This is a genomic window from Phnomibacter ginsenosidimutans, from assembly GCF_009740285.1.
GTDB lineage: Bacteria > Bacteroidota > Bacteroidia > Chitinophagales > Chitinophagaceae > Phnomibacter > Phnomibacter ginsenosidimutans.
Map to the genome: position 1 here is coordinate 825,863 of NZ_CP046566.1, position 24,809 is coordinate 850,671.

Annotated in this window: 20 protein-coding genes; 12 read left to right on the forward strand and 8 right to left on the reverse strand. The window is 49.9% G+C overall.

All coding sequences use genetic code 11. The annotated features are described in order from the left end of the window. Positions 1–6: 6 nt before the first annotated feature. Entirely contained in the window at positions 7–678 is a 672-nt protein-coding gene (locus tag GLV81_RS03595) for a hypothetical protein (protein ID WP_157476955.1), read from the forward strand. Positions 679–811: 133 nt separating this feature from the next. Here the strand turns inward: GLV81_RS03595 and GLV81_RS03600 are convergent, their stop codons facing one another. Further along, positions 812–2,098, reverse strand: a complete 1,287-nt coding sequence (locus GLV81_RS03600; RefSeq protein WP_157476957.1) for a Y-family DNA polymerase — start codon at positions 2,096–2,098, stop codon at positions 812–814. A 143-nt stretch (positions 2,099–2,241) separates the two neighbouring features. Here GLV81_RS03600 and GLV81_RS03605 point away from each other — a divergent pair, with 143 nt between their 5' ends. From GLV81_RS03605 to GLV81_RS03615, 3 genes are read left to right on the forward strand one after another with little or no spacing between them, the layout of a single operon-like run. Next, positions 2,242–2,679, forward strand: coding sequence for a LexA family protein (locus GLV81_RS03605; RefSeq protein ID WP_157476959.1), 438 nt, complete (start codon positions 2,242–2,244; stop codon positions 2,677–2,679). Positions 2,680–2,682: 3 nt separating this feature from the next. Beyond that, a complete protein-coding gene (locus GLV81_RS03610; RefSeq protein WP_157476961.1) occupies positions 2,683–3,324 on the forward strand; it encodes a 2'-5' RNA ligase family protein in 642 nt (213 codons plus the stop codon). Between the two features lie 4 nt (positions 3,325–3,328). Then, positions 3,329–4,438 carry a PA0069 family radical SAM protein gene (locus GLV81_RS03615; RefSeq protein ID WP_157476963.1) on the forward strand — a complete coding sequence of 370 codons (1,110 nt, stop codon included), beginning with the start codon at positions 3,329–3,331 and terminating at the stop codon, positions 4,436–4,438. 265 nt (positions 4,439–4,703) lie between these two features. Here the strand turns inward: GLV81_RS03615 and sov are convergent, their stop codons facing one another. The 3 genes from sov to ruvA all read right to left on the reverse strand — a co-directional run bounded on the left by sov (position 4,704) and on the right by ruvA (position 12,737). After that, entirely contained in the window at positions 4,704–11,879 is a 7,176-nt protein-coding gene (sov, locus tag GLV81_RS03620; RefSeq protein ID WP_157476965.1) for a T9SS outer membrane translocon Sov/SprA, read from the reverse strand. Between the two features lie 215 nt (positions 11,880–12,094). Beyond that, positions 12,095–12,256: a Holliday junction ATP-dependent DNA helicase RuvA gene (locus GLV81_RS19895; protein ID WP_246186223.1), complete on the reverse strand. Its 162-nt coding sequence runs from the start codon at positions 12,254–12,256 to the stop codon at positions 12,095–12,097. After that, positions 12,231–12,737: a Holliday junction branch migration protein RuvA gene (gene ruvA / locus GLV81_RS03625; protein WP_246186360.1), complete on the reverse strand. Its 507-nt coding sequence runs from the start codon at positions 12,735–12,737 to the stop codon at positions 12,231–12,233. The genes GLV81_RS19895 and ruvA overlap by 26 nt, the downstream gene beginning before the upstream one ends. An 83-nt stretch (positions 12,738–12,820) precedes the next feature. Here ruvA and GLV81_RS03630 point away from each other — a divergent pair, with 83 nt between their 5' ends. The 3 genes from GLV81_RS03630 to GLV81_RS03640 all read left to right on the forward strand — a co-directional run bounded on the left by GLV81_RS03630 (position 12,821) and on the right by GLV81_RS03640 (position 15,083). Further along, positions 12,821–13,291, forward strand: coding sequence for a redoxin domain-containing protein (locus GLV81_RS03630; RefSeq protein ID WP_157476967.1), 471 nt, complete (start codon positions 12,821–12,823; stop codon positions 13,289–13,291). Between the two features lie 113 nt (positions 13,292–13,404). Continuing rightward, positions 13,405–13,743 carry a T9SS type A sorting domain-containing protein gene (locus GLV81_RS03635; RefSeq protein WP_157476969.1) on the forward strand — a complete coding sequence of 113 codons (339 nt, stop codon included), beginning with the start codon at positions 13,405–13,407 and terminating at the stop codon, positions 13,741–13,743. A gap of 104 nt (positions 13,744–13,847) precedes the next feature. Beyond that, positions 13,848–15,083 (forward strand): peroxiredoxin family protein, encoded by a 1,236-nt coding sequence (locus GLV81_RS03640; protein ID WP_197428903.1) that lies wholly within the window; start codon positions 13,848–13,850, stop codon positions 15,081–15,083. Between the two features lie 54 nt (positions 15,084–15,137). On the opposite strand, the gene GLV81_RS03645 is transcribed toward GLV81_RS03640, so the two are convergent. From GLV81_RS03645 to GLV81_RS03655, 3 genes are read right to left on the reverse strand one after another with little or no spacing between them, the layout of a single operon-like run. Continuing rightward, positions 15,138–15,665 (reverse strand): hypothetical protein, encoded by a 528-nt coding sequence (locus GLV81_RS03645; protein ID WP_157476973.1) that lies wholly within the window; start codon positions 15,663–15,665, stop codon positions 15,138–15,140. After that, positions 15,613–15,879 (reverse strand): hypothetical protein, encoded by a 267-nt coding sequence (locus tag GLV81_RS03650; protein ID WP_157476975.1) that lies wholly within the window; start codon positions 15,877–15,879, stop codon positions 15,613–15,615. Before GLV81_RS03650 ends, GLV81_RS03645 begins: the two co-directional genes overlap by 53 nt. A gap of 46 nt (positions 15,880–15,925) precedes the next feature. Continuing rightward, positions 15,926–17,110, reverse strand: a complete 1,185-nt coding sequence (locus GLV81_RS03655) for a class I SAM-dependent rRNA methyltransferase (RefSeq protein WP_157476977.1) — start codon at positions 17,108–17,110, stop codon at positions 15,926–15,928. Between the two features lie 287 nt (positions 17,111–17,397). On the opposite strand from GLV81_RS03655, the gene pta reads away from it, so the two are divergent. Then, positions 17,398–19,491, forward strand: coding sequence for a phosphate acetyltransferase (pta, locus tag GLV81_RS03660; RefSeq protein WP_157476979.1), 2,094 nt, complete (start codon positions 17,398–17,400; stop codon positions 19,489–19,491). A 102-nt stretch (positions 19,492–19,593) separates the two neighbouring features. Beyond that, a complete protein-coding gene (locus tag GLV81_RS03665; protein WP_157476981.1) occupies positions 19,594–20,793 on the forward strand; it encodes an acetate/propionate family kinase in 1,200 nt (399 codons plus the stop codon). A gap of 196 nt (positions 20,794–20,989) precedes the next feature. Here GLV81_RS03665 and GLV81_RS03670 read toward each other — a convergent pair whose 3' ends face one another. Further along, positions 20,990–21,607, reverse strand: a complete 618-nt coding sequence (locus GLV81_RS03670) for a tetratricopeptide repeat protein (protein ID WP_197428904.1) — start codon at positions 21,605–21,607, stop codon at positions 20,990–20,992. Between the two features lie 193 nt (positions 21,608–21,800). Between GLV81_RS03670 and GLV81_RS03675 the strand changes: the two genes are divergently transcribed. The 3 genes from GLV81_RS03675 to GLV81_RS03685 are packed head-to-tail and all read left to right on the forward strand — an operon-like array spanning position 21,801 to position 24,776. Continuing rightward, positions 21,801–22,355, forward strand: a complete 555-nt coding sequence (locus GLV81_RS03675; RefSeq protein ID WP_197428905.1) for an RNA polymerase sigma factor — start codon at positions 21,801–21,803, stop codon at positions 22,353–22,355. Beyond that, positions 22,339–22,920, forward strand: a complete 582-nt coding sequence (locus tag GLV81_RS03680; RefSeq protein ID WP_157476985.1) for a hypothetical protein — start codon at positions 22,339–22,341, stop codon at positions 22,918–22,920. Before GLV81_RS03675 ends, GLV81_RS03680 begins: the two co-directional genes overlap by 17 nt. Continuing rightward, a complete protein-coding gene (locus GLV81_RS03685) occupies positions 22,911–24,776 on the forward strand; it encodes a vWA domain-containing protein (protein WP_157476987.1) in 1,866 nt (621 codons plus the stop codon). Before GLV81_RS03680 ends, GLV81_RS03685 begins: the two co-directional genes overlap by 10 nt. The last annotated feature ends 33 nt before the right edge of the window (positions 24,777–24,809 follow it).

Sequence of the window (24,809 nt, forward strand, 5' to 3'; positions counted from 1 at the left end):
CCACGCATGAATGAACGGCAACCATACGAATTGTTGATTGCGGCAAAGCTTGAAGCATTGCCGGCAATGCCTGCTATGGCCGATGCCATTTGGGCCCGTATCAGTCGTGAGCTGGATAATGACCTGCCGCCGGATGATCCAGAGCCTCCGGCACCACCTACATCGCCTGCAGGTACGCCTACGGGAGCCTTGCGCTGGCCCGGTATGGCCATTGTATTAATAGCTGCAGCCGGCCTGTGGCTGTGGTACCAGCGCAGCACACCCAACCATGCCACTGCACCTGCCAGCAACAGCACTCCTGCAGTGCAGACCGATACCACTGTAGCATCGCCCAATCCATTGGCACCGGTTAGTGCATCGCCGCCACCGGCTAATGCTGTCGGTACTACTGCACTGCCCGAAAGCCGCCCGGCAGATACCGCTGTATACAACAATAACGGATTGGTATTGCCGCCCGATCTTCCTGCGTCGCAAGATGCGGCCAACAATGCAGCATCACTCAACAACCAGCCGGAGAAAACAACCAGTGGCAACCCATCAACCGTACCTGTAGCCAGCCCGCCCAACCTTCAGCCCGCTGCCAAAAATGCCGATACCACTGCCGGCAAAAAGCCACGGGGTGTACCCGGCATCAACCGCAACGACTACCGCATTGCCCCTCCGAAGAAAGACAGCTGAGGGTAGATGTTGGATGACTGATGTTAGATGCTAGAGAAGAGGTGTAGAGAGCTTCGTCGCTGTTGCGACTGGTATCACCCACAATGAAATTCCCTTCAACCATCACAACTCCAAACAACAAACAGTTCATCTCTCACCCAATCTCAAACAATTCATTCCACCGCGTAGTGTAGCGGGGGCTGTGGAAGTTTTGCTGCATTTTCCAGTTGCGGGTGGTGCCGCCGGCAGCGTATTTCAGTACATCGTTGCGCTGGCTGAAGTTGATGTTGTCCATCATGTCCATGAGTTTGCGGCTGCGGTCGTCCATGGCATGGTCGAACAGGCTGCGTTGCACGGCAGTGTCGGGCACAATGTCGCTGAGCAATACACCCGCTTTTTTGTAAGCCCTGCCCGGCTCGTAGAGGGCTTCCACCATTTGTACAGCAGGTTTGATTAGTTCGTGGGTAACGGATGTGGCTACGGGCAATGCCATATAGCTGCTGATGGTGGGCCCGTGCCTAAAGCGGCCGTCGGGTGCCGGTGGCTCTTTGGGTATTACAAACACGCTGATGCTACCGGCTGCACCATGCTGCCGGCGCAGCTTTTCGGCAGCACGACTGGTGTAGGTAGCCACCGCTTCTTTTATGCTTTGCAGGTCGGTTACGGTTTGGCCAAACATGCGGGTGGTAGCAATCATTTTCTTTACCGTTAGTTCTTCTTTCATGCCTAGTACGGGCTGGCCCTGCAGCTCCCGCAGCAGGCGTTCGCCCACCACGCCGCCCAAGTGATTGCGGGCAAACAGCAGGTTTTGCTGGCGCAGTTGCCAGGCCGTGGTAATATCCATGCGTTGCAGCTTTTGCGCATAGCGGTGGCCTACGCCCCACACATCTTCCACCGCCGTTTTTTCGAGGGCCTGTTGTATGCGGCGTTCGGTGTTGAGCACCAATACACAGTTCGTGATGGCTTTGTTTTTTTTGGCCAGGCGGTTGGCTACCTTGCTCAGTACTTTGGTAGGGGCTACGCCAATGGATACTTTAATGCCCGTCCACTGTTCTACCTGTTGGCGCAGGTTCATCGTAAATGCGTGGAGCGTGGCAGTGTCCATATTGTCATCAAGATCAATAAACGCTTCGTCTACGCTGTACACTTCTACTTTATCGGTACCTACGGCCTGGCGCAGGGTTTCCATTACCCGCCAGCTCAGGTCGCCATACAGGTTGTAGTTGCTGGAAAATACCGCCACGTTGTGCTGCTCTATCAGGTGTTTGTTTTGAAAATAAGGCACTGCCATGCCTACACCGAGGGCCTTGGCTTCGTCGCTGCGGGCAATGATGCAACCATCGTTGTTGCTGAGTACCACCACGGGTTGCTGCGCCAGTTTGGGTTTAAACAGGCGTTCGCAGGAGCAGTAAAAACTATTGCAATCGACGATGGCTTTCATACAAAAAAGAGGATGCACGGAGCCGCCCGGCCGGCCACTCCACCGGAGCGGTGCCGCTACTAACCCTGTGTACAACTATTTTGCAAAACTAATTATTTGAGTATAAAAATACTAAATAATTTAGCGCAACAATTGGAAGTACAATGGATGAGGAAACCCTGCATGAGAGTGCCTACCGGGGCACAAAGGCCTTTACACAGCTGGATGTGAAAACGGCCAATGCCACAGGTTTTGGTGCCGCCGCCGACGACTATATGGAGCGGGGCATCGACCTGAATGAGCAGTTGATACGCAACAAACCGGCTACGTTTTTCTTTCGCATGGCAGGCGATGCCATGGAAGGCGCAGGCATTTATGCTGGCGATGTGCTGCTGGTAGACCGCAGCATAAAAGTGGCCAGCGGCAAAATTATTGTGGCCATCCTCAACGGCGAGTTGATGGTGCGGCGCTACAAACAGCAGTTCAACAAAGCCTGGTTGTGTGCCGAGCACAAACGGTACAAAGATGTAGAGCTCACCGAGTTCTGCGATTTTCAAACCTGGGGTGTGGTTACGTATTCCATTCACCAGCACAAACACTAATGTATGGCAGCTTACCCGGCGCATGAACGCAAGCCTGCTGTACGCAGTAGCCGCTATGCATTGCCTCTCACGGACTACAGATTGGTGTTGCAACCGCACCCCGATTTGTACGAGCAGCTGTTGCAGTTGAAGCAAGATTTTGCGCAGCAATACCAGTGCCCCGATGCGGTGGCCGAAGAACCTACGATTCCGCTGATGCGGTTTCAGCAGTTTGCCATGAGCGAAGCGGCCTTGCAAAAGAAACTGCAGGACTTGCTCTGTCATCAGGCGCCTTTTTTGGTGCAGCTGCATGGCTTTGGCAGCCTGCCTACGCATACGGTATTTGTGCAGGTGGCTACCAAAAATGGTATTCAGCAATTGCTGCAGCAACTGTTGCCTTTGCAATCGATGCTGCGGCTGAGTCAGTTTAATAAAGCGCATTACATGGCAGACCCTTACCTCACACTGGCCCGGCAGCTACAGCCCTGGCAATATGAAAAAGGCTGGCGGCAATACCGGCACACCCCATTCAGCGGCAGCTTCGTAGCCAGCGAAGCCCTGCTGCTGAAGCGGCCCCCACAGGCAACACAATTTTCGCTACTGACCCGCTTTGCTTTTGCTGCCCAACCGGTAGCGGCACCGCCGGTACAAACCCTCTTGTTTTAACCACATGCCCCAGCAACAACACCCCAATGCCCGCCCCAAGCCAGCCGCTGCCGATGCGGCTGCTACACCGTATGTAAAAGGACGTGGTGCACAAATCAATACACTCAACCGGTTTTTGAAAAATCACCGGGTGCAGGAGCACATCGAAGCCATTGATGAATGGACCGTAGCCAACGAAGCCACGGTGTATTTGGAAGACAACGCCAAAACGCTGGTGAATAAAGTTGACAGCCCTGATGTGGGCATGTTTTACAGCATGAATCCGTACCAGGGTTGTGAGCATGGCTGCATTTACTGCTATGCCCGCAATGCTCATGAATACTGGGGTTACAGCGCCGGCCTCGATTTTGAACGCAAGATTATTGTGAAGAAAAATGCACCGCAGCTGCTGCGCAAATTTTTGCTGCATCCCAAGTGGGATGCGACGCCCATTAGCCTCAGTGGCAATACCGATTGCTACCAACCGGCAGAGCAGCGCTTTCGGCTTACCCGCCAGCTGCTGGAAGTGTGCAACGAGTTTAATCAGCCCGTGGGTATGATTACCAAAAATGCCGGCATGCTGCGGGATAAAGATTTGCTGCAGGAGATGGCGGCTAAAAATCTCATCAGCATTTTGGTGAGCATCACCAGCCTCAACGAAGATTTGCGGCGGGTGATGGAACCCCGCACTACTACCGCCACACAGCGTTTGCGGCTCATTCATGAACTGAGCCATGCAGGTGTACGCATGGGCGTGATGCTTGGCCCTATGATACCGGGCCTCAACGATCATGAAATGCCCAATATCATAAAGGCTGCTGCCGACAATGGTGCCGTGTTTAGTGCTTACACATTCATCCGGCTCAACGGATCGGTGAAGCTGATGTTTCATGATTGGTTGTATAAAAACTTTCCCGACAGGGCCGATAAAGTGTGGCACCAAATTGAGCATGCACACGGTGGTAAAGTGAATGACAGTCGCTTTGGTATCCGCATGAGGGGCGAAGGGCCGGTGGCCGAATTGGTGCGGCAACAGTTTCTGCAATACAACAAACGTTATGGCCTCAATGCTGAACGCTGGAACCTCGACAGCAGCCGCTTTCGCCGGCCGGGAGAGCAGGGAAGACTTTTTTAGTTGATGGTTGGTGGTGGGTAGTTGGTAGGGGAAGGAGATGTTAGATGACAGATGTTGGATGTCAGAGACAAGTGTTATGTCATGCTGAGGAACGAAGCATCGGATAGTAGACGTTAGTGGGCGAAGGTTTGCTGTAAATGAACATCGGTCATCCCATACTTAGGATGACCGACGTTTTATTTTTAACTACACAAATCAGTAGTTCGTGAAAGATGCAGGTAGTAGATTTTCTTCTTCCCACCAACTACCAACCATCAACTATCATCTATTGTGCCAGCGAAATACGCACCTGCACACCGGCACGGGTGTTGGTAGTAGGAGCCGAGGTACTGATGTACGGAATGCTGCGCATCTGATCGAAGAACAAGCGAATGTTTACCCGGTTGCTCATGATGTAATCAATGCTCGGATTAATCTTGATGACTTTTTGCCCTGCCGTACTAAAGCTGCTGTTTTGGTCGAGGCGGCTGTTGCTGGTGGCATCATCCCGAATGCTAAAATCGAAGCGGAATGTAATGTCGTTTTCCAATTCTTTACCGCCTTCTTTGTTCAGGAATTTCGGTAGTCGGAAAGGAAGTTTCATACCCCGTTTGCGGTAGCTGGTACCAAAGATGTATTCGGTACTGTTTACCTCACTCAGCTGGTAGTCGAGCAGGCTCAGGCTCAGCTGGCGGCTCTTGCGGTATTCAAAGCGGGCATTCCACTGGCTGGTGGTGGTAAAGTCGACACCAATAATAGGCTCAAACGATTCGCTGATGCTCAGGTTCGGCATCAGGAAGAACGGAATGTAGTTGCCACTGGTTGTATCTATAAACGATGGGTAACCCACCCGGAACGGATCCTGATAAAACAGCGCCGAGGTAAACGAGTTCATGCTCAACCTGCCCTGATAAGAGTGGGTGATGTTGATAGAACTGAACTTTTCTTGCAGTGCCGGAATGCGGGTGAGGCCGGTAAAGTTGAGGCGCCAGTTGGGCTTGGCTTTAATGCCACGGAACGGATTCGCAGTTATGCTGGAATTGTTCTGGTCAATCAAGGCTACATCATTCGGGCTCTTGTTGGTATAAGCTGCTATAAAGGCTGGAATGAGTACATCTTGTGCATAGCGGTTGTAGCCTTTTGCGTAGCCATCTGCTTCTATGAGTGAGCCGCCCGATTTCCAGTACGGGTTTTGCTCGGCCACCCGCAGGCTCAGGTCTTTGCGGTAGTTCTCAAAGTTTTGGAACATGGTGCTGGTGCGGTTCGGGTCAAACTTTTCGAACAGGGTTTGGAAGGCAATGTAGGTAACGCTGAAGCCACCTGTTACATACGGTGTAAGGTGCGCATGGCCAGCGGTACCGGTGGTGTCTTTAAACAGTTCGGTGTAGCTTTTTGAGAAAGACTTATCGAGGTTGAGGTCGATGGTAAATTCTTTGAAGGGCTCCAGCTGTGCCTGTATGTTCAGCTTCTGATCGAAGCTTTGCGCAAAAAGTTGGTTGAAGAGCGGATCACGGGTCACCAGTCCTTTTTGTGCAAACTTGTTGAGGTAGTTGGTATCGGGTTGCTGGCCCATGATATAACCCAGCCCAGGTGCCTTGCTGCGGAAGTTATTGCCCAGGTATTGTGTACTGTCGGTATAGCCCGGTATACGGCTGTTAAACACTTCACCATAGTTTACAGAAGCCCGCTTCACCATGGTGAGCAGTTTGCCCGCTACTCTTGCAGCACCGGTTACTTCGTAGCTGCGGTTTTGCCTTTCCTTGCGGCGTTCATCGCGGCGTAGTTTGCGGGCTTTTTTGCGTTCGGCTTTGCTGAGTTTTTTACCCGTCAAACTATCTGTAACGGACTTTGCATTTTTGCCAATGCTCTTGGCTTTGCTGCGGTCTTTTTTGCTGGCCGTGTCTTGTGCATTTTTTTGCTTCGGGGCAGGTTCATTTTCCAATGCTGCCAGCCATTTACTCTTCATGTACAGCTTGGTAAAATCAAGCTCACCATTGAGCATACGGTCGGCACCATTTTCCAAAATATTGCCCTGATTGAGCTGCTGTGCCAGCAAACTACTGGCGGCCCATTTGTAGCGGGCCGTGTACGTGGCACGGGCTGTGGCCCAATCGAGGAAGGGGAACTTTTGTGTAGGCAAGGTGTACGCAAACACCACAGTCTGATCGTAGTTTACATTGCGGCCACCTTTCAAAAAGTTGGTCCGGATGCTGTCGCGTTTCCAGGCCTGATTGATTTCGCCGGCCGGCTCATCTACCCGGGCTTTGTTTAGTGCCGTAAAATCTACGTTGAACGACTTGCTCATATCCCAGCGGAAGCTATAGAAACGATCGAAGTTGAAGTACTTGTCGTAGGTGCTGTCTACACGATCTATTTTATTGTCGAAGGTGTTCACAATGCGGGGCACATATCTGCCAAACTGCCGGTTTACATCCCAACGAACGGCCACTGTATTCGGCGCCGGGTTAAAGTTGAAATCTTTGATGAATGTGAGCCAGGGCGATTGTGTTTTAATCAGTTTTTTGAATGGCTCAATGTATTTGGGTTGTGTGCTGTATGCGTAACCCACTGCTACCCGATGGCGTTTTACCAAATCCTGCGTAATGATGGGAGAGGTTACTTTCTGGCTTAAATAGTTGTACGTGAAATCGAAATTGCTGGGGCTGTAAAAGCGAACGGGTTTGCCTGCTTTGGGCATCAACCGCATGTTGCTGATGTTGAGCGTTTGTGTAGTGTGTTCCTCACGGGCTACTTGTTTAATGCTGTCGCAATTATCACAATTGCGCAGTTTGTCTTTCATGCGTACATCCTTATCGTAAGGGTCGTACTCGGGGGTAATCATCATTTTGCTCAGGCTGGCATACACGGGTATGCTGATGCCTACCGATTTGGGCACCAGTTTTCCGGCATCTATTTGCAGGCTGGCATCAAACTGCGTGGTGGCTTCGCGGCTGCGTTCATTTACCCGTTGTTCAATAGTACCCCAGCCCACACTGCGGTGGCTGCCGGCCACACTGAGTGTGCCCAGGTCGGCCAGTTGAATGTCTACACGGCCGGTAGCAGCCCAGGCTCCTTCTTCATCTATCTGGCTGAGGCGCAGTTCGTTTATCCATACTTCGGCACTCAAATTGGGGCCGTCGGGGCGGTCGGGGTTGTCTACACCCACAAAAATGGTACGTACTTCACCCAGGTTGGGGTTGCCATACAAGCCATACACCCGGCCATTGATGTTCTCTTCATAAAACTGGGTGGGCGAACCGTTGCTTTTGTTGCGCCGGTCTTTCAGGGCTATCAGTTCTTCCAGGCTAAAGTCGAGGTTGTTGGCTGTAGGCCAAATGGTATCGGCCGAAATATTGGGGCCCGATGGACGGGTAATTTTCAGCGGAATCCGAATTTCATAATAGTTCGACAACACATCCTGACCAATGCGAACGGTGGCATACAAACTGGTATCAGTCAGCGGGCTGTAAGCGGGGTCGGTGTTTACCAGTTCTTCGGCATGAATAAACATGTTCAGCCGCTTGTACTGGCGCAGGTCGTTGTTGAAATTTTTAAATACACCTCTTGCTTCGCCACGATACAGGTTGCGTATTTGCATACTCAGGGCCTGTTCGTTTTGCAAAATATTGACGCCGCCATTGGCCAGCTGCTGTACCCGCTCAATACCTGGTGGTATGCGGTACGGAATGGGCGTACGGCGGTCGTTTTCTTCAATGTTCACGGCCAACGTATTAATGCTGGTAAAGGTGTTGTTGACCGTGCTGTTGTACGTGCCATTACGGCTCAGTTCAAACGCAAACTGGCGCCAGTTGTTGCGTACCAAATCGAGGCGGGCAAATCGCAGCGTTACGCTGTCTTCCCAACCGTGCATGTACATCCGCATAAAGCGAATGCTTTTGAAGTCGGGTATGTCGCCTACTTTCTTGGTATAGCGGGCTATAGGAATGCGGAACTGATACCAGGTTTCGGTACCAGAAGTGCCGTTTTCATATTTAATACTAACGATGCGTTTGTCTGTAATAAAGTTTTGGCCCACCTGCAAGGCTTGTGGGGTAAAGTCTACTTTGTATTCAAAATATTCTTCGCCTTCATTCAGCGTGTTGTCGCGGTTGAGGTCTTCGTTATCGGGGTATAACGTGCTTGCCACTACGAGGTCGCTTTCATTGCTCACCGGAGAGTTGCCCTGGTTAAGGTTAAAGTCTTTGTAGCGACGCAAAATGCCGGCGCCACTGGCATCGTAGCGGCCGTCGCGGTAGTTTACAAAGTTGTCGCCACTGGGGTCGGTGCTCAGGCGTTGAAAGGCAGCAGGGCCCAAAATGCTTTGCAGCGGTGTAAGAAAATCATCGCGGCGACGCAATCTTTCTTCATCATCATTCAGGCCATCAAAACCCACATCCTGAAAAGGCCGGTCATTGGGGTCGTTGCTAAAGGCTTGTGTAATCTGGTTGGGGTTAATGGGTGTTTTACCCCACACAGTACTGCTGTCTACCGCCAGGTTGGGTTGCGATGGTGTAGGTAAACCATTTTCATAAAAACGACGGCTGTCTTTTACAATGTCTTCCGAAATGTTGCCGAGGTTGATGTACAACTGTCCGCCGGCTGTGTTGGTGTAGCCATTGGGGAAGTTGGGTGTTTTCATGAACGGATCCTGCACCCAAAATTCAATGAACTCAATATTGGCGCTTTCAAAATCGGTTTGGTCAATGGAACGCATCAGGCCACCCCAGCGGTCTCTGGGGTTACGGAAAGTGCCATCATTATTGATGAAAGCACCACGGGTATCATAGTTGTAAGCCCCTCTTTCTTTGGGGTAAAAACTCATATCGAAAGTAATGAGCTGGTTGGTGCCTGGCAGCGGTGTACGGCGGGGGAAAAGCTCTTGGTTGCTCACCTGCCGAACCCTTGGGTCGCTCAGCAAATCACGGTTCTTAATGGGGTTATTGGGGTTGCGGCTGTCTTGCATCACCGGCTCTATCTGGTACCAGCTTAGCTTGGCTCTGTTACGGTTGTAAATGAGGGCATTGTTCGAGTCGGCTTCTGCAAAAAAACTACCATGCGGCGTGGTGGCATGCGTCCATCCCACAAAGGGAAAACGCAAATCAATATTGGCACGGGTACCTTCAAAGTCATCCAGGTAAATGAGTCCGTTTTCACCCTTACCAATTTGTGGCGGATGGCCGGGCTTCAGCATGGCTGCTTCACCATATGCCTGAATGTTGGACACCGTATTGGTGCTGTAAAACGGCAGCTTGTCGAGCCAGCGGGTGAGCTGTTTCCAATCATTTTTGTAATTGAAATCAACACCATACATGCGGTTGCGGATGGGGTCTTCACCATAGTTCATTTTGGTAAAGAATGGCCGTTCGCCCAAGCGCATCATGGTACCACCCAAGGTCAGGTTTTTGTTGGCCAGATAGTCGAGGCGCATACCAAAAAATCCCCGGTTTTGCAAACCGAAACCAGTGTTGTTTTCAAGGTTCACACTCACAGGTACGCCACTGCTTTTGATGGCCTGATTGATTACCGTGAGTTTACCCAAACTGTAATCAATCACGTAGTCCACATTTTCCTTCAGCAATTGGCCTCCGGCGGTTACAGAAACGGAGCCCTGTGGAATGTTGATGGCATTGAGGTAAATATCATCGTTGCTGGAAGCCTTGCTCTGGCCTTTCAGCATAAATCGGTTGTAGTTAGCGTAGTTCTGTTGTGCAATAGCCTTGATGGTATCGTACAAAGACTGGAACACATATTTCTCCCACACCGATTGTGGTTGGCCTGCAAAAGCCAATCGGCGAAGGTCGCTGCCGAAAGGTTCGAGTACCGGGAAGATGATGCGGCCCTGCTGCGGTTGTACGGTAAAGCTGTCAATGAAATCGAACACACCATCGGGCTGCGGATCGTTGCGGTTGTTGAGGCGGTCGAGCTGCAAAATGCGCAGCAAGGGGCGGCCCGGTTCGTCGCCTTCGGGCAGCATGCGTTTTTCACCACCGCTGGGCTCCTGATACAACACGTTTACCTTAAAACCTTCCCGCTGAATATTGTACTGGTCGAGGCTGTACACGTTTTTCATCATCAGGTCCCATATGGGCAGGTTGGGGCGCTGGCTGGTGGCTTTCAGCAATTTCAGGAACAATACTTTTTGAATACCACGGGCCGTATCGAGGGCTACATCCTGTGCAAATTCGCCCACCTGAAATACACGTCCGTTACTGGTGTATTGAAAGGCCACGCCTAGTACTTCGTCGGGCTGCAAAAACTGGTTGATGCTGATAAAACCTGCCTGCCGGTTGAAAATGTAATCGGTACCTTCTATCAGTTTGCGGGCAAATGTTTTTTCAAAGTCCTGAACAGGTTTCATGCCCCGTTGCATCAGCAGGTTGGTGGTGTTGGCAGGGTTGCGAAAGTTGTCGTTGTTGATGATGCCATACAAACCGTTGGCACCATTGCTGGGCAGGCTATCGCCTGGCAGCGTAGGTATGTTTTGGTTGAAAGGATAGCGTTCGCCCAAATCCATGAGACCAACTACGTCGCGGCTGTCGGTGGTTTGGCCCGTGCGGTTGGTTACCCATACTTCCAGGCGCATAATTTGTACCTGGCTTTGCGCAAAGGGCAAGGTGCTCATCACCCGGTTGTACTGGTTGCGGAAATAGTGTGCCAACAAAAAGTGGCGGTTTTCGTCGTAGTCGTCGAGTTTCTTTTCAAAGTTGCTTAGTGCTGCACCACCTTGGTAGTTGGCCGTTTGGCGCTGGCTCTGCATGTTGGCCAATGCCGTGGTTACATAGAGTTTGCCAAACTGCAATTGTGTTTTGATACCAAACAAAGCCTGTGCTCCTTGTATGAGTGTGCCCTTGGTGGCAAAACTCATGTTACCCGCTTCAATGCTCTTGATGATTTCATCGGAGCGGCCTTTGTAGTCAAGCTTCAGCTGGTTTTCAAAATCGAAATTGGCCAGTGTATTGAAGTTGATGGGCAGTTTCATTTTGTCGCCAATATTGGCATCCATGTTGAACTGCGCATTCATGTCGAAATCGAACGTGCCATATTTACGGGCACGTTCGGGCAGGGTTGGGTTCTTAGTGTTTTGCCCCTGATATCCGGCGGTCAAATCAACATTACCATTGGGTTGAATGATGATTTTGCCATTGCCGAAAATGCGGTTGAACAAATCATCGAACATGCGGAGCTGAGGTTTTACCAACTTACGGTTCAGGGTAAGGTTGGTATTGCTGCGGCGCATGAAGTTTTCCATCTCCATTTGCTGACCCCGCAGCCGCATAAATTCTTCGTAGGTAATGGCCGTGGGCTTGCGGTAATATGAGTTGCCAATTTTTTCGCTGATGTAGTATTGTTTGGTTACCGGGTCGTACTCAATTTTTTGCTTGAGATAGCCGGTATCGGGCGATCGAAGGGGTTGCGGCGGTAGCCGGAATACGGATCGCCGCGGCGGTCGCTGATGGGAAATCGGAGGCTATCTTTTTGGTAGAATCGGTATCGTCGAATTTGAATTTCCGAAATGGCTCCGCCTTTGCTGGCTCGCTGCTCAGCAGCAAGGCAACACTACAACTACACAGTAGAACACTGAAAAACGCTTTGAGTGACAATGCACAATTAGTTTGGTCGCGTAGAATTTAATCGATAGGAAGGGGGTTAAAGTGATGTTGTAAAATAAAACTTTTATCAGATAGCTTTTAGTGCTTGTTTGATTAAATCCTGAACGGTATAGCCAGCCGGTAATGCCGCTGCTGCTTTGCGCAGGGCCTGCTCGGCCGGGGCTTTGGCAATGCCCAGTGCCAGCAGAGCATCTAACGCATCTTTATCTGCCGTATTGTAGCCGGGCAATAAGGTGGATGTGGGCTGATGGCCGGCCTGTACCTGTCCCATTTTGTCTTTGAGCTCCAGCACAATCCGTTCGGCAGTTTTTTTTACCGATGCCTTTTACCGCTTCCAGGGTTTTTACCTGACCGGTGCTGATGGCGTGGGCCACTTCCACGGGCTTCATGCTGTTGAGCATCATGCGGGCCGTGCCAGCACCCACTCCCGAAACGCTGATGAGCTTTAGAAACACTTCCCGTTCGGCCATCTCACTAAATCCATACAGGGTAAAAGCATCTTCCGCCACCTTGAGGTAGGTATGCAGGGTGCCGCTGTCGGCTGCCTGAATATCAGAATAAGTGTTGAGGCTGATTTGCAGTTCGTACCCCACGCCTTGTACGTCTACGACGACACGGGTAGGCGTTTTGTGTAAAAAACGACCGGTCAGTTGGCTGATCATGCGGCGAAAATAACCAATCGACGGCAATGCAAGCCTGTCTATTCCCATCCTTTCCACGGCTGCAATAACCTTTTTGCCGTACCGCTGTTATTGAGTTTTATTTGCATCCTCAAATCAAAAACAATCACATTATGGCAGTAACGGTAGGCCAGGCGGCCCCCAATTTTACCCTGTTCAATACAGAGAAGCAACCAGTGAGTCTGGAGCAATACAAAGGCAAAAACGTGTTGATCCTGTTTTTCCCACTGGCATTTACAGGCGTGTGCACCACTGAACTGTGCAATATCCGCGACAATATTGGCGTGTACAACAATGCCAATGCCGAAGTATTGGGCATCAGTGTAGACTCACTGTTTACCCTCGGTAAGTTTAAAGAAGAACAAAACCTCAACTTTCAGTTGCTGAGCGACTTCAACAAAGACACGGCTGCTGCTTACGGTGCGCTGTACGAAAACTTTGTGCTCGACATGCGTGGCGTAGCCAAGCGTTCAGCCTTTATTGTAGACAAAGACGGCAATATTGCCTACGCAGAGGTGTTGGAAAGCGCCGGCGACCTGCCTGATTTTGCCGCTATCCAGGCCAAATTGGCGGAGCTGGCTTAAGCTGGTAACAAAAAATTGACAGAGCCCCTGCCTTACAGCGGGGGCTTTTTCAATGTTTAACCTTGAAAATTTGCACAAAAAGTTATTTCTTTGGCCTACCTTTATAAGAATCCGTGAAGAAATTCGTTGCGATACTCGTTTTTGCCACCCTGGCGCAGGCCGGCTTTGCTCAAAAAAGCTTGGGTACGGGTAATGCTGCGGAGTCTAAACTGGTACACTTCTTTCCCAACCCCGCTTCGGCGTTTATCAATTTTGAGTTTAAACAACCTGTAGAAAGAGGTTCTGTTATTCAGTTTTATTCTTTTTTGGGCAGAAAAGTGAGCAGTCAGGCCATCAACAGTAACCGCCTCACAATAAACCTGACCGATTTTATTACCGGCATATACATTTTTCAGGTGCGGGATGCCTCCGGCCGATTGCTGGAAAGCAACAAGTTTCAGGTAGCCAAGTAAATGCTGACAGCCGCTGTTTTTCCAGCGGCATTTTTATGTCCGTTATTCCGCTTTTTACAAATTAGATAGCATGCCCATGTTGTGGAATGCCGCAGTTTTGTGCCATGTTTTGGAAACGGATTCTTTTTGGCCTTCTGGCAACAAGCCTGCTGAGCATGGCTCAGGCACAGCCACTGCAAAGCGGTAAATGGTTGTTTACCCTTAGCCGCCCCGGTGGTTTGCCCGTATATGTGCAGGCAAATCTGCAGCAGCAGGGTAGCCACTATGTGCTGGCTTTTCTCAACGATACTGAAACACTGGAAATAAACAACCTGCGTCTGTCGGGCGACTCGCTGCATTTTGATATGCCATTGTTTGAAACCCGCTTGGGTTTTCGCATTCAATCGGTAACGCAGCTAGAAGGCTGGCTGCTGAAAGGCACATCTGGCGAATACCAACGCTGGCAGGTAACCGGCCAGCAAACCGATGGTCCCCGAATACCCGGCAAGGTACAGCCACCCGTGGCCAACCTGAGCGGCCGCTGGGCCATGCAGTTTCAACGGGCCGATGGCAGCTGGCGCCCTGCTATTGCAGAATTGAAGCAGCAAGGCAACCGCCTCACCGGCACCATCATCAACCCCAGTGGCGATTACCGCTTTTTAGAAGGTAGGGTGAGTGGAAAGGAATTATACCTCACTGCTTTTGACGGTGCTCATATTTATGCATTCAAAGCTCAAGCTTCGCAAGACAGCATTGTGAATGGTGTTTTTTTTAGCGGCAATGCCCCCGGCGATGCTTTCAAAGCCATGCGGGATGCTAAAGCCAGTCTGCCAGATGTAACGGCCGCCGCCGCCGGTATGAAGTCGGGTGAAAGCCGCCTGCAGTTTCGCTTTCCCGATTTGGACAGCAACATGGTAAGCCTGACCGACGACCGCTTCAAAGGGAAAGTGACCATTGTACAAATTATGGGTAGCTGGTGCCCCAACTGTATGGACGAAACAAAATTTTTGAGCGACTACTACAACGGGCAAAAAATGCCGCAGGTAGAAATTGTGTCGTTGGCGTATGAACTGAGTACTGATTTTACCCGAAGCGCCGCCAGCCTGCGTAAATTCAAACAACGTTTTAATGTTCGCTACCCCATGCTGATAACAGGTGTAAAAAGCGCCGACCCCGACAAGGCGGCTAAAACCCTGCCACAGCTTACCGACATCAAATATTTTCCAACCACTATTTTCATTGATAAGCAAGGCCGGGTACGCAAAGTACACAACGGTTTTTACGGCCCCGGTGCACCGGAATATTTTGAGGCGTTCAAAAAGGAATTTTATGCAACGATGCAGGCGTTGCTGGCGGAGTAACAATTTTCAAATAACTGCAGTATTCTTTTTTTCTAAGAGACAAAAGCTAATGTACTAGCGATTGTTGGCCGCCCAGACATTGTATTTTTTGACGATATCGAGCATGGTTTCTTTGCTGCTGAGTGTTTGCATGAAGGCCTGTTCCAATTGGAGAAACTGAGGAACCTGTGCCTGCTTCATCAACAAAGGATATTGATCAGATATGTACAAAAGTCCTTTGGTGGGATGCTCGAAAATAACGTCTCTCTTTAAAGCATTTCCATCGTATGATTTGTTGATAGCTGGGGAAGAAGGCCCGCCATTATTATTCCATGATTTTCTCGACATTTCAACTTCTTGAAACAAAGAATAAACCGGCCAAGCGCCTTCTACACTTCGCAAAATAAAATACACACCATCTGGCGCCACATCACCAGTGGCGGGTATCAGATACATTTGCTTGTTCGCTGTTACATCCCAACTGATAAAGTCATATTGGTGGGCTTCATATAAGAAACCGAAACCTTTGACTTTTAACCGGTCAATTTTTTCATGCTTCTCTCCCCCCCTGCGAAAACCGGAAGTCGAATGTAAGATTAGCATAGTCTATTTCCTTTGCTTCCTTCACTGCTTCCTTAGCCAGGGGGTCAAATGTAATTTGAGAAGAAGCGCCCAATTTGAGTTTAGGCAGCAGCGGCAGTTTCACCTTTCCTCTGATGGTATCGCCCGATTTTTTGATATAATAACCATCAACATCTTGCCCAAATGAAAACAGGCCAAGCAAAAACATCGGCAACAGTAGCATTGCTCTTTTCATAAAAAAATGTTGGTGTGTGAAATGGTAGAAAATCTTTTTATTAAATCTACTTCACTTCCACAATCAAAAACTTCAGGTACTCGGTGTTTTCCATGCCCCACACAATGGGGTGATCGCTGGCCTGTGTTTGATAGGTCACCTGCCGTAGTTTTTTGCGGGCATTTTTGGCTGCCATGTCGATGATTTGCAAAAACAAATCGGGCTGCACCAGGTTGGTACAACTGGCAGTTACCAAAAAGCCACCCGGCTTCACCAGCTTCATGCCCCGCAGGTTGATTTCTTTATAGCCCGTAATGGCTTTCTGTATGTTTTCGCGGCTCTTGGTAAAGGCTGGCGGGTCGAGTATAACCACATCGTATTGACGACCATCTTTTGTCCACTGTTTTAGCGCATCAAAGGCATTCACCGCCTGAAACTGACAAATGTTTTGCAGCCCGTTGAGCTCGGCATTGCGGCGGGCTTGCGCTACCGCATTTTCGCTGATGTCGAGGCCCAGTACACTTTTGGCGCCATAGTGCCCGGCGTGTACACTAAACGTACCGGTGTAGCAAAATGCTTCCAATACATCGGCGCCTTTTACAATGTGCTGAATGGCCCGGCGATTGTCCTGCTGGTCGAGGAAGTAGCCCGTTTTCTGACCATTTAAAATATCAATGTGAAATTTGAGGCCGTTTTCGTTGATGATGATATTGGTATCGAAGGGCTCACTCAAAAAGCCTTTGATTTGCGGCAGGCCCTCCAGCTCCCGAACGGGTACATCATTTCTTTCATAAATACCCTTGGGTGAAAAAATACTGTTGAGGGCTTTTACAATGGCGGGCTTCCATACTTCCATGCCATAAGCCAGCGTTTGCAATACAAAGTAATCGTTGAACTTATCGATGATGAGGGCCGGCATTTCATCGGCTTCGCCAAAAATGAGGCGGCAGTTTTCGGTATAGCCAATGTGCTGGCGGTAGGCCCATGCTTCGGCTATGCGACGATGAAAAAACGCTTCGTCAATCACATCTTTCTGGTTGCGGCTCAGCAGTCGCACCAATATCTGGCTTTTGGGGTTGATGTAGCCGTAGCCTACAAATTTGTCCTGCGCATTGCGTACTTCCACAATATCACCGGCTTCGGGTGTGGTGGCTGTGGTACTGCGGGCCGTATCTATTTCGTTGGCAAAAATCCAGGGGTGACCATTTTCTACACGGGGCGCAATTTTTTTGCGCAGGTACATTGTTTGCATATACAGGGGTTGATGGAGACGGGCTCCGGTTGTACAAATTGTAGCGGCAAAGGTAAGGGCTGCGGACCGGCGAAGGCCATGCTGGTATTCGGGGGCGAAGTGTATCTTACAGCAGTCATCCGTTACGCAATCGTTTGCTTGCTTCAGCATAGCCCACTGCTGGTAGGCAAGCCTCAAAAAAATCTGCGCCACCTCATGTTATTGCCTGATATAGCGCAGGTTTCCTGCCTGGCCGAAAGGCTACTTTTGCCTCAACGGTTGCAAAAGCAAAACATCAATCCATTACCATGGCAAAAACAATATTTATCGCCACTACAGAGCCGTATAGCGGCAAGTCGCTGGTAGCACTCGGTGTGCTGCACATGCTCTTGGGCAAGGCCCGCAAAGTGGCGTATTTCAAACCCATCATCAACGAAGAAAGTGCCGACAAAAAAGATGCGGACATTGAAACCGTGATACAGCATTTTGGTGTAAGTACGCCTTACGAAGACATGTATGCATTTACCCGCAGCCAGGCACTGCAGCAAATGCAAAACGAAGGCCGCGGCGAAATCATCGATCTTATCATCAACAAAGTGAAGGCGCTGGAAGAAAGCAATGACTTCACCGTGATAGAAGGTTCCGACTTTTTGGGCGAAGGCACGGCGTTTGAATTTGAAGCCAACGTAGCCATTGCCAACAACCTGAGTGCACCGGTGATTATAGTGGTGTCGGGCCAAGGCAAAAGCACTGCCCAAATTGTACAGAATGTACAAACCGTGCTCAGTACTTTTTTAAGCCACGACGTACAAGTGTTGGCCGTGGTGGTAAACAAAGTGGCAAAAGACATGGTGGATGATGTACAGGCCTTGTTGAGCGGACAACTCGGTAATGAGACACTGCTGTGTGTGATACCCAAAAGCAAGGGCTTGCAAAGCCCTACGGTAAAGGAAATACAAGAGCAAATTGGTGGCAAAGTGTTGGCTGGTGAAAGCCTGTTGACCAATCAGGTAGATAATTTCATTACCGGTGCCATGCACCTGCCCAACTTTTTGAGCCATATTTCTGAAAATGTGCTGATTGTAACGCCCGGCGACAGGGGCGATATCATCATTGGAGCCATGCAGGCCAATCTTTCTGCTAACTATCCTAAAGTAGCAGGCATTGTACTTACTGGCGGCATCGAGCCCGAACCACAAATCATGCGTTTGGTAGAAGGCTCACAATCTGCTGTACCATTGATTTCGGTGAAGTCGGGCACCTTCCGCACCACCACCAACCTGGGCTCTATTCAGTCTCGCCTGAGTGCCGACAACCCCAAAAAAATTCAGCTGGCCATCAACAGTTTTGAGAAGTACATGGATGTGCAACTGCTGGAGCAAAAAATGGTAACCTATGTGCCCGAAGGCATTACGCCGCACATGTTCCAATATCAGCTTACACGTAAGGCAAAGGCACAACTCAAGCACATTGTATTGCCCGAAGGCAACGATGACCGCATACTCAAAGCCGCTGCCCGGTTAATCAATAACGATATTGTGCGCCTCACTATTCTCGGTAATCCGGCAGAAGTAACCGCCAGCTTCAAACGCCTCGGTCTCTTTCCTGATATGTCGAAGATTACGGTACTCGACCCCGCTACGGCTGAGTGCTACGAAGATTTTTGGACCACGCTGTATGAACTGCGTAAAGCCAAGAACGTGACAGAAGAAATGGCCCGTGACCTCATGACCGATGTGTCGTACTTCGGTACCATGATGGTGTACAAAGGCATGGCAGATGGTATGGTAAGCGGTGCGGTGCATACCACGCAGCACACCATTCGTCCGGCGCTGCAGTTTGTAAAAACCAAGCCCGGTATTTCTACCGTGTCATCGGTCTTCTTCATGTGCCTGCCCGATCGGGTATCGGTGTTTGGCGACTGCGCTGTAAACCCTGATCCTACTGCCGAGCAGCTGGCAGAAATTGCCATCTCTTCTGCCGAAAGCAGCCAGGCATTTGGTATTGAACCACGCATTGCCATGCTGTCGTATTCATCAGGCTCTTCGGGTGAAGGTGCCGATGTAGACAAAGTGCGGCAGGCAACAGCCATCGTCAAAGCCAAGCGCCCCGATTTGAAAGTGGAAGGCCCCATTCAATACGATGCGGCAGTAGACCCTTCAGTGGGCCGCCAAAAAATGCCGGGCTCCGAAGTGGCTGGTCAGGCCAGTGTGCTCATCTTCCCCGATTTGAACACGGGCAACAACACCTACAAAGCGGTACAACGCGAAACAGGTGCCCTCGCTATCGGCCCCATGCTGCAAGGCCTCAACAAACCCATCAACGACCTCAGCCGCGGCTGCACGGTGGAAGATGTGTACAACACCGTTATCATTACAGCCATACAGGCGCAGGAGCAGTAGTAAGGAAGATAGAAGGACGAGGTAAGAAGGACGAAGTAATACCGACCCCCGATATCAGACATCTAACATCTAAGATCTAACATCTAACATCAGACATCCAGTATGTATATTTTCGTTATCAACTCAGGCAGTAGTTCTATCAAGTATCAACTGTTTAAAATGCCTTCGGAAAAGCCGCTGTGTAGCGGACTGGCCGAACGCATCGGGCTCGATCATTCCATCATCACCCACAAAGTGTACAAGGGCGATGCAACAACCATTACCAAACAAGAAGGTTTTATACCGGATCACGAAGCGGGTTTGTATGCCGTAGCCAAATTGCTGACAGACCCTGAAGTGGGCGTCATCAGCAATCCTGATGATATTGAAGCTGTGGGCCATCGGGTGGTGCATGGTGGCGAAAGTTTTGCGGCCACCACCATTATTGATGCGGCGGTGAAAGCAAAAATTAAAGAGCTGTTTCCGCTGGCACCCTTGCACAACCCCGCCAACTACCTGGGCATAGAAGTAGCCGAAAAAATATTTACCAACGCCAAACAGGTAGCGGTGTTCGATACGGCTTTTCACCAGAGCATGCCGCCAAAGGCTTACCGATATGCCATACCGGAAGCACTCTACCAGCAGCATGGCATTCGGGCCTATGGTTTTCATGGCACTTCGCACCGCTATGTGAGCAAGCAAGCCATGGCGTATTTGCAAAACTCCAAGGCTAAAATCATCACCATTCATTTGGGCAATGGTTGTAGCATGGCGGCGGTAGATGCCGGCAAATCGGTAGATACCAGCATGGGCTTTGGCCCCGTAAGTGGATTGGTGATGGGCACCCGTGCCGGCGATATTGACGCTTCCGTTATTTTTCATTTGATGGATCAGCTGGGCTATGAACCGCAGGCGGTGAACAACCTGCTGAACAAGCAAAGCGGTATGCAGGGCCTTGCCGGTTTTAGCGATATGCGGGAAGTGCGGGCTGCCGTGCAGGCCGGCAATGCACAAGCCGAACTGGCAAGTGAGTTGTATGCTTATCGCATCAAAAAATACATTGGCGCTTATGCCGCTGTGCTCAATGGTATTGATGCCATTGTGTTTACCGCAGGTGTGGGCGAAAACGATGCCGATACCCGCCAGCGCATTTGCAGCCACCTCGAATTTTTGGGCATTCATTTTGATGCGGCAGCCAACCGTGCCGAAGGCAGCGGCATTCGCAGCATCAGCATTGCCGAATCGCCAGTGCAGGTGCTGATTGTACCCACCAACGAAGAACTGGAAATTGTACAGCAGTGCTACGGCCTGCTACAAGCATAATGGATAGTAAAGATGGTGCTGGATGAAAGCTGCTCTTGGTAACACAAGAGCAGTTTTTGTATGGGCCCGGCAGTAGTGCTACTATTGAACTTCGTTGCCTGTCTGCCGCAGGCAGGCGTCTCCCGATAGCTATCGGGACACTTCATCGGCCGTGCTTTCTTCGCTTAATTGAAGCATGAAAATGTAGTTGTAAAACTCAGCGCATTTTCGTTAGCTTATCCACCAACTCCTTTTTACTGCGGTTGGCAAATGATAATACCGATGCTTTTTGCTCTGGTGCTTGTTGCCTGTCTGCAACCGCTTGCAGCAATTGGTTACCTGCTGTACTATCGCCCAGCAACAATTGGTTGAGTGCTTGATTGGTCATCAACAATTCATAATCGGGATGGTCAGTATTCATGCTGTCGAGTACAGGTTTCAGCAACAATAAGGATTGCTGAAAGTATTGGGCAGCTTTGCTGCTATCGCCCGTTTTTTCATACAACACGCCAGCAGTAAGGTACAAATCATGTGCCTGTGGTTGTAGTCTTATGCATTCATTGATGGCTACAATCGCTTTATCGAATTGCTGCAATGCGTACAAAAACATCAGTTTGTTTTGATAGCAGCTAAAACAATCTTTATTGATTTCGGTAGCACTGTCCAGGTATCGCAAAGCCATCAGACAACTATCCTGATTGTCGAGATGATTAACCAACGGAATGACTTTATTACTGAGTGCTGCTACAGAGGCTGTAGTATCAACTGTCTTCTTCTGTCCGCATGAAACAAGGTAAATAGAGAGCAAGAAAAAAAGCGAAATACATTTCATCATTGGGGCAGCGAAATTTAGTGTGACATGTTGACGGCTTTCGGTAGGAAAGCTATTGCAATTTACAGATTGCCTATCAGCCTTGGCTCTTCCGCCAGGCAAATGCCCAAGTACGGCATTGGCTTCCCCAAAAAAATCTCTCCACCATCCAACCATTTGCGCCTACTTTCCCTCTTGGATAGTAAAGCACCGCGTAGTGATCAACGAACAACTGATACGTGACTGTCAGCAAATGAAGCGACCGGCCCAGCGCTTGTTGTACGAGCAAGTGGCGCCCAAACTGTACCACACCTGCAGGCGGTACCTACGGCACCCTCACGAAGTAGAAGATGTACTGGCCGAAACCTGTTTTATTATCCTCACCAAAATTGGGCAGCTCAAAGAAGTGCAGGCTTTTGAGGGCTGGGCCAAACGCATCGCCGTACACGAATGCCTGGCATACCTCAAAAAGAAAACCAGCTTTGCGGTACACATGGATGAGCAGGCCGTGGCCCATATGCCCGACGACAACACGCCCATTCCCATGGCCAGTGCCGATTTGATGGCGCTGGTGCACCAGTTGCCCGATGGTTGCAAAACGGTGTTTAACCTCTACGTGATGGAAGGCTATAGCCACCGCGAAATAGCCGAACTGCTCGGCATTTCCGAAGGCACGTCGAAATCGCAATTGAGTTTCTCCCGCAAAAAACTGCAGGAGATGGTACAAACATTTTATGACCAATCATTACAGCGCCATGAGCAATCAAGATAATTTTTTCGAATCGTTTAAAGATGCGGCACGCCACACTGAGGAGCAACGCTTCGAAGGCTTTGAGGCCGTATGGCAGCGGGTAGAACAGCGGTTGGATGAACAGCAGCAACCCAAGGCCGTTATATTTCCTTGGAAGCGGGTATTGAGCATTGCTGCCGCCGCCATCGTAATACTCATGCTGGGTATTTGGTGGTACAACAGCAGTACCCAACAACCCATGATACCTGCCAAAGATGTAGCCATTGTTTTACCCCCAACGCCAACGCAGCCGGATGATACAGTAGACACCGAAGCCATTCAGAAAAATGAACAACAACCGGCACCTGCAAAGCAGCAGCTGGCAGCGCTTCCGCAAAAAGATTTGGCTACGCAAAATGCTACCCCGGGCAATACGGGTAATGCTATCAAAGAGCAAACAACCCTTGTGCCAAACACGGTTACGACAACTGTTGCCGATACATTGATGGCCGCGGTGGCTTCTGCTCCAACAGCGGTTGTAAACACTGAGTTGGATGAAGTGGTAGTGACGGGTTATGTTGCGGGTAAGAAAAAAGTATGGCAGTAGCACAGGCCAAACAAGAGCAACAACAACGCAGAGAGCTTTCGCAGGCTTTGCAGGGCAGGGTAGCGGGGTTGAATATGCGCAGCAGTCAGGCTGCACCAGCACCGCCAGCATTTAACTATAGTGCTCCTGGTGCTGCTACACAAGTACGCATCCGTGGTGCCGCCAGTCTCGACGCGAAAGACCAGCCTTTGTATGTGCTCAATGGTGTGCCCGTGCCGGATAGCTATGTCAAAAAAATCAATCCTTCAGAAATAGAATCCATAGATGTATTGAAAGACAGCAAAGCCATTGCCATTTATGGAAGTCGTGCTGCACAAGGGGTGATCATCATCAACACCAAAAAGCGTAGCAAAAAAGAAGAAGCACAAGTAGATAAGCTGAAGCAAAACCTGCAACAGGTAGGTGTTACGGTAGAGAATGGTCGCATGTACATCGAACCCGAAACTATCGAACAGGAGTCTTACAATCCCTTTGTAGAAAATCCATTTACCAATCCGGCATTGGAGCCATTGAGTACGTTTAGCATTGATGTAGACAATGCATCGTACAGCAATGTGCGGCGGTTCATCAACAACGGCGAACAAGTGCCACCCAGTGCCGTAAAGATTGAAGAAATGGTGAACTACTTTAAATACAACTATGCAGCACCCACCGGCAATATGCCTTTTGCCATGCATACAGAATACAGCCAGGCGCCCTGGAATAACGGGCATACATTGCTGCGGGTTGCACTAAAGGCAAAAGAATTGCCGCAGGATGATTTGCCAGCTTCTAATCTCGTATTTCTGATTGATGTGTCTGGCTCTATGAATGAACCCAATAAGCTGCCCTTGCTCAAGCAATCGATGAAAGTGTTGCTGAAGCAATTGCGGGCTGCAGACCGGGTAGCTATTGTGGTGTATGCAGGCGCTGCGGGTGTGGTATTGCCCAGTACCAGTGCTCAATACAAAGACAGCATCACACATGCTATCGATAAATTGTCGGCTGGTGGCAGCACGGCCGGTGGCGAAGGCATTGAGCTGGCGTATAAAATTGCGGTCGACAATTTTATTAAAAAGGGCAACAACCGCATTGTGCTGGCTACCGATGGCGATTTTAATGTAGGCATCAGCAGCACCGGCGATTTACAAAAGCTCATTGCACAAAAACGCCAAACAGGTGTATACCTTACCTGCCTGGGTTTTGGTGATGGCAACTACCGCGACGATGTGATGGAATCACTGGCCGAAAAAGGCAACGGCAATTACGCCTATATCGACAATCTGCAGGAAGCCAACCGGGTGCTGGGCAAAGAATTTGCGGGCACGGTGCATGCCGTGGCGAAGGATGTAAAAATTCAGATTGAATTCAATCCGCAGCATGTGCAGCGCTACCGTTTACTAGGCTACGAAACACGAATGCTTAAAGCAGAAGATTTTGCCAACGACAGCATTGATGCCGGCGAATTGGGTAGCGGTCATGTAGTGACAGCTTTGTATGAAATTATTCCTACCGGTGCTGAAAGCAAATTTTTGCAAGATGCACCAGTGCTGAAATACAGCAACCGTGACAAGCATAACAATCGCTATCAACAAGAACTGGCTACTATTAAGTTTCGGTACAAGCTGCCTCATGAAAGCAAAAGCACTGAAGGCTTGCAGGTGATTGATGCCCAATCGGTGCAGCTGGCTAAGAGTAGTAATGATTTTCGTTTTGCAGCAGCTGTAGCCTGGTTTGGCTTGGTGTTGCGTCAATCTGAATTGATTGGCGAAACAAAAATGGCGGACCTCATTCATTTGGCTCGTTATGCCAAAGATGCTGATGCCGATGGCTACCGCAGCGAGTTCGTTCGATTGGTAGAAACTTGGAACAGATAGCTGTTCTTCATCAACAAAAAAGCCCGATGATTT

Excerpts from the sequence above, each read along its gene's own strand:
- GLV81_RS03595 (WP_157476955.1), top strand. The coding sequence starts at position 7 with ATGAATGAACGGCAACCATACGAATTGTTGATTGCGGCAAAGCTTGAA.
- ruvA (WP_246186360.1), bottom strand. The coding sequence starts at position 12,737 with ATGGGAATAGACAGGCTTGCATTGCCGTCGATTGGTTATTTTCGCCGC.
- GLV81_RS03605 (WP_157476959.1), top strand. The coding sequence starts at position 2,242 with ATGGATGAGGAAACCCTGCATGAGAGTGCCTACCGGGGCACAAAGGCC.
- pta (WP_157476979.1), top strand. The coding sequence starts at position 17,398 with ATGGCAAAAACAATATTTATCGCCACTACAGAGCCGTATAGCGGCAAG.
- GLV81_RS03600 (WP_157476957.1), bottom strand. The coding sequence starts at position 2,098 with ATGAAAGCCATCGTCGATTGCAATAGTTTTTACTGCTCCTGCGAACGC.
- GLV81_RS03650 (WP_157476975.1), bottom strand. The coding sequence starts at position 15,879 with ATGAAAAGAGCAATGCTACTGTTGCCGATGTTTTTGCTTGGCCTGTTT.
- GLV81_RS03655 (WP_157476977.1), bottom strand. The coding sequence starts at position 17,110 with ATGCAAACAATGTACCTGCGCAAAAAAATTGCGCCCCGTGTAGAAAAT.
- GLV81_RS03670 (WP_197428904.1), bottom strand. The coding sequence starts at position 21,607 with ATGATGAAATGTATTTCGCTTTTTTTCTTGCTCTCTATTTACCTTGTT.
- GLV81_RS03615 (WP_157476963.1), top strand. The coding sequence starts at position 3,329 with ATGCCCCAGCAACAACACCCCAATGCCCGCCCCAAGCCAGCCGCTGCC.
- GLV81_RS03645 (WP_157476973.1), bottom strand. The coding sequence starts at position 15,665 with ATGCTAATCTTACATTCGACTTCCGGTTTTCGCAGGGGGGGAGAGAAG.
- GLV81_RS03680 (WP_157476985.1), top strand. The coding sequence starts at position 22,339 with ATGAGCAATCAAGATAATTTTTTCGAATCGTTTAAAGATGCGGCACGC.
- GLV81_RS03610 (WP_157476961.1), top strand. The coding sequence starts at position 2,683 with ATGGCAGCTTACCCGGCGCATGAACGCAAGCCTGCTGTACGCAGTAGC.
- GLV81_RS03640 (WP_197428903.1), top strand. The coding sequence starts at position 13,848 with ATGTTTTGGAAACGGATTCTTTTTGGCCTTCTGGCAACAAGCCTGCTG.
- GLV81_RS03685 (WP_157476987.1), top strand. The coding sequence starts at position 22,911 with ATGGCAGTAGCACAGGCCAAACAAGAGCAACAACAACGCAGAGAGCTT.
- GLV81_RS03665 (WP_157476981.1), top strand. The coding sequence starts at position 19,594 with ATGTATATTTTCGTTATCAACTCAGGCAGTAGTTCTATCAAGTATCAA.
- GLV81_RS03630 (WP_157476967.1), top strand. The coding sequence starts at position 12,821 with ATGGCAGTAACGGTAGGCCAGGCGGCCCCCAATTTTACCCTGTTCAAT.